Here is a 466-nt window from a genome sequence, read left to right on the forward strand (position 1 = left end):
TGCTGGAGACCTCGTGGGAGGTGTTCGAGCGGGCCGGGATCGACCCGGCGACCCTGCGCGGCTCCCGTACGGGGGTGTTCGCGGGCGTCATGTACCACGACTACGGCTCCCGGCTCTCCGTCGTCCCCGAGGGCTTCGAGGGCTACCTGGTCAACGGCAGCGCGGGCAGCATCGCCTCCGGTCGCGTCGCCTACACCTTCGGCCTGGAGGGGCCGGCGGTGACGGTGGACACGGCCTGTTCCTCGTCGCTGGTGGCCCTGCACCTCGCGGCCCAGGCCCTGCGCCAGGGCGAGTGCTCGATGGCCCTGGTCGGCGGTGTCACCGTCATGGCCACGCCGAACACCTTCGTCGAGTTCAGCCGTCAGCGCGGGCTGGCCGCCGACGGCCGCTGCAAGGCCTTCTCGGCCGACGCCGACGGCACCGGCTGGGCCGAAGGGGCGGGCATGCTCCTCGTCGAGCGGCTCTC

At 73.0% G+C, this 466-nt stretch carries 1 protein-coding gene; it reads left to right on the forward strand.

Annotated features, from left to right (window positions below):
* Positions 1 to 466, forward strand: a 466-nt coding sequence (locus WDV06_RS37145; protein ID WP_395514202.1) for a beta-ketoacyl synthase N-terminal-like domain-containing protein, incomplete at both ends; no start/stop codon positions are given.

The organism is Streptomyces racemochromogenes (assembly GCF_044129415.1).
Lineage (GTDB): Bacteria > Actinomycetota > Actinomycetes > Streptomycetales > Streptomycetaceae > Streptomyces > Streptomyces racemochromogenes_A.